Source organism: Neobacillus cucumis (genome assembly GCF_016908975.1).
In the GTDB taxonomy this organism is placed as follows: domain Bacteria; phylum Bacillota; class Bacilli; order Bacillales; family Cytobacillaceae; genus Neobacillus; species Neobacillus cucumis.
In genome coordinates, this window is record NZ_JAFBEX010000054.1 from 1 (window position 1) to 3,506 (window position 3,506).

Consider the following 3,506-nt stretch of genomic DNA (forward strand, 5'->3'; position numbering starts at 1 on the left):
ACGGCACTCGCACTACCTGTCAGCTTTACATTTCCGCCACAACGGCATGTTAGGGACTTACACCCTTTAGAGCGAAGCGCTGCCAAGCGCACAAAAGAAGCACGAGAACCGTCCCCGTGCTTCTTTAATAACTCATATTTTTTAAGATTTGTTGTACTTGCTGGACCAAGTTGACGAATTCTTTTGTTTTATTTGGATTATTCAATGCTGTTACGCTTGGCGGGATTTCTGTGGGATATAAGGCATAAACGGATCGTTCATTACCTTGATGCAGCAGGAAGTATAAACTGTCAGCGAAATACGCATCTCTTGAGCGGCTTACAGCTGCCACAACTCCGATCTCATAGTCCGTCCCATTTTGAATAACATGAATTTCTTGCCCATGTACATCATCGATTTTGAGATAAGTAGGTTTAAGCTGTACTTCCATTGTGATTGGGAAATGGGCGGTTGCATACACCTTCCCATTCTCATCTGTTAGTTGAACATCTTTTTGGGTTGGTTTTTGCTGCTCTGTCTGTTCACGATTTACAGGTGTATTTTTTGGTTCTTCCACCTGTTCGTTATTTTGTTTTACCTCTTTTGATTCTTCTGCTTTTACTTGGGTGGGTTCTTGAATAACTGTTTTATCCGTTCCTGTTTTTACTGATGTTTCTTTTGGGGCACTTTTTTGAATTTGTTCTTTAGATTGCGTTGTTTGTTCATTAGTGGAAGAACACCCGCCCAATAGGCATAGTAACAAAAGTGCCAAAGCCAACCATAATATGTACCTGCTTTTCCCCTTCTTCAACATCATCCCCCCACCACACTTCATTATGGAAGAGTCTCATATCTCTATGAATCCCATAAATCTATTATACGGTATGTGGTAAAAATTAGTATTAGTGGAAAAACCCAAAAAAACTCAAATTTTCGGGCTTTCCCTCCAATAATAGACAAGGATTGTGGGTTAATGACGATTCCTGACGTTAGATATTATGTTGGATATGGTTGAATAATGCTATAACCATCGATCTCTTTTACAATGGAAGATTTAGTTGCCACGAAACCCCGAAGCGGTCATTTACCCAACCAAACTTTTTACTGAAACCATAATTGTTTAAAGGCATAAGTGCTTGTCCACCTTCATGAAGTTTCTCATAGAAATTGTCAAGTTCTTCTTCAGTATTACAAGTAACATAGATTGAAAAAGAAGGTGTAAAAGAGAATTGATGTTTGACAAAACTGTCAATACACATAAATTCTTGCCCTTTCAAGGTAAAAGTAGCCTGCATTACGGTGCCTTCTGGTCCAGCTTCATTAGCCCCATATCTAACAATGTTTGTAATTCGAGAATCCTCGAAGATGGATGTATAAAAATTCATCGCTTCTTCTGCGTTGCCATCTTGAAACATTAAAAACGGTATAACCTTTTCCATTCTTATTCCCCTCTCAATTTTATGTACTAGATTTAGTATAGTCGATTTTCTTGTTGAACTAAACTTCGTTAGCGCAATAAGAAAAACGATGCCATTAAAGCATCGTTTCTGTTTTACCTATTTTCACAGCCAAATCTACATAAAATGGTGGCTCACTATCATTCATACGGGCGTAAAGCCACATATGTCCTATGTGTTGAACCTAGTATATCTTTCATAGAGTTCAGAACCGTCCCCGTGACTCCATTTCAACCTTGGGCAGTTTTTTGTTGATAATGATTCAGGTTTTTTTCTTTAACGAATAGACTCATGACGAGGGCGAAGATTCCGACGATGACGACATACCAAACCACTTGTGGAAAGTTGACTAGCAAGTTGTTACTTTTTGTTGCAATGGTACCCATAATCGTTATTCCGATGGATGTACCGACATTTCTTGAAAAATTAATAAGTGATGTAGCAATTCCCTTTTGATGTCCCTCGACCGCTTCCTGAGCTCCAATGGTTGAAAGGGCAATGCCAAGACCAAATCCATAACCTGAAATAGCCAATGTAATAAAAATGAACCAAAAGTTTGTATGATTTCCTAGTAAAAATAAAAGCCCCGTCCCGATGAGCTCCATAAATGCACATAAAACAAGCGGTTTTCTTAAGCCGTATTTTAAATAGGTTTTTCCTGCAGGAACCGCTCCAATCATCCATCCAACCGATGTTCCTAAAAGAACAGCACCGCTTGCGAACGTAGAAGTGTGAATCACATTTTTCATAAATAGCGGGATAAAATTAGAAATGCCGAATGTTCCAGCACATACAAATAAAATATTAATATTTAAATCTCTTACTTCGTGATTTTTAAATATACCAAGTGGAATGATAGGTGAAGCTTGTTTGCGTTCATAAATGAAAAATAAAACAAGGAAAAGAACACCGATAACTCCTGATAACAGTAGATTGCTTTTAAGTACGGTTGTTAATAATAACGCGATAATACCTATGGAAAACAATAAAGCGCCTATAAAGTCAATCTTTGATTTTTTCGGTACATAGGTTTCATGATAAGGAAGCAAGAATAGAATAGCGATGATGCCTAATGGGATATTGACATAAAAGATCCATCTCCAGGAAAGGTATATGACAAAAATAGAGCCAAGTGCTGGAGCAAGAACGGCTGACAATCCCCACATTCCTGTGAATAAAGCTTGTATTTTCCCCCTTTGTTCAACAGGGAATAAGTCTCCTGCGATAATCACCGCAAGTGGGATAATCCCGCCTGCACCAATTCCCTGGAGTGCACGGTATATAACAAGTTGAATCATGGATTGGCTCGTTCCGCAAAGAATGGATCCTATTATAAAAAGGATGATGCTCAAACCAAATATTTTCTTCCGGCCAAACATATCTGATAACCTTCCGTAGATAGGAGCCGTTACCGTACTAATAATCATGTAGGAAGCAAAGCTCCATGCATAAAGACTATACCCCCCGAGTTCTTTTGTGATAATTGGCATCGTTGTATTCATGATGGTCGAATCAAGCGACGCAATCAACATGCCGACAACGATACAGATGAGAACAGATAAACGATTTTTCATTTTAATCTCCTTTTACCCCTTTAATTGGCTAAAAACCCAATCCTTATTATATTTATAGCTCCTATTTTTTGTAAAGATATACGTTCTCAAGAATCATGGGAATCATGGGGAATCATGGGGACGGTTCTCGTGATTCGGGAGCATGAGAACCGTCCCCTTGATTCATTCGGAAGCAGTAGAACCGTCCCCCGCTTCCGCAGCTAAGTTAAAAAAGCAAAAAAAAAAACGCTTATATTAGCGTTTTTTTACTTTTTAATCTTTTTGACGCGCCTTAGAGGATTCGAACCTCTGACCGTACGCTTAGAAGGCGTATGCTCTATCCAGCTGAGCTAAAGGCGCTTCTTGAGTATTTCCTCTTAAAATAAAAATGGCTCCGCAGGTAGGACTCGAACCTACGACCGATCGGTTAACAGCCGATTGCTCTACCACTGAGCTACTGCGGAACAATAAGAAAATATGTATATGGTGGGCCTAAATGGACTCGAACCATCGACCT

At 39.2% G+C, this 3,506-nt stretch carries 3 protein-coding genes and 2 tRNA genes; all 5 read right to left on the reverse strand.

The annotated features are described in order from the left end of the window. Positions 1-124: 124 nt before the first annotated feature. A complete protein-coding gene (locus tag JOC76_RS29450) occupies positions 125-793 on the reverse strand; it encodes a hypothetical protein (RefSeq protein WP_205182326.1) in 669 nt (222 codons plus the stop codon). Positions 794-1,019: 226 nt separating this feature from the next. Further along, entirely contained in the window at positions 1,020-1,418 is a 399-nt protein-coding gene (locus tag JOC76_RS29455) for a VOC family protein (protein ID WP_205182327.1), read from the reverse strand. Between the two features lie 248 nt (positions 1,419-1,666). Next, positions 1,667-3,010 (reverse strand): MDR family MFS transporter, encoded by a 1,344-nt coding sequence (locus JOC76_RS29460; protein WP_205182328.1) that lies wholly within the window; start codon positions 3,008-3,010, stop codon positions 1,667-1,669. Positions 3,011-3,275: 265 nt separating this feature from the next. Next, positions 3,276-3,349: transfer RNA gene (locus tag JOC76_RS29465), tRNA-Arg, on the reverse strand. 29 nt (positions 3,350-3,378) lie between these two features. Next, a tRNA-Asn gene (locus JOC76_RS29470) sits at positions 3,379-3,453 on the reverse strand. Positions 3,454-3,506 lie beyond the last annotated feature (53 nt).

Bases quoted from the DNA above. Each gene is read 5' to 3' on its own strand.
- JOC76_RS29450 (WP_205182326.1), bottom strand. From the start codon at position 793: ATGTTGAAGAAGGGGAAAAGCAGGTACATATTATGGTTGGCTTTGGCA.
- JOC76_RS29455 (WP_205182327.1), bottom strand. From the start codon at position 1,418: ATGGAAAAGGTTATACCGTTTTTAATGTTTCAAGATGGCAACGCAGAA.
- JOC76_RS29460 (WP_205182328.1), bottom strand. From the start codon at position 3,010: ATGAAAAATCGTTTATCTGTTCTCATCTGTATCGTTGTCGGCATGTTG.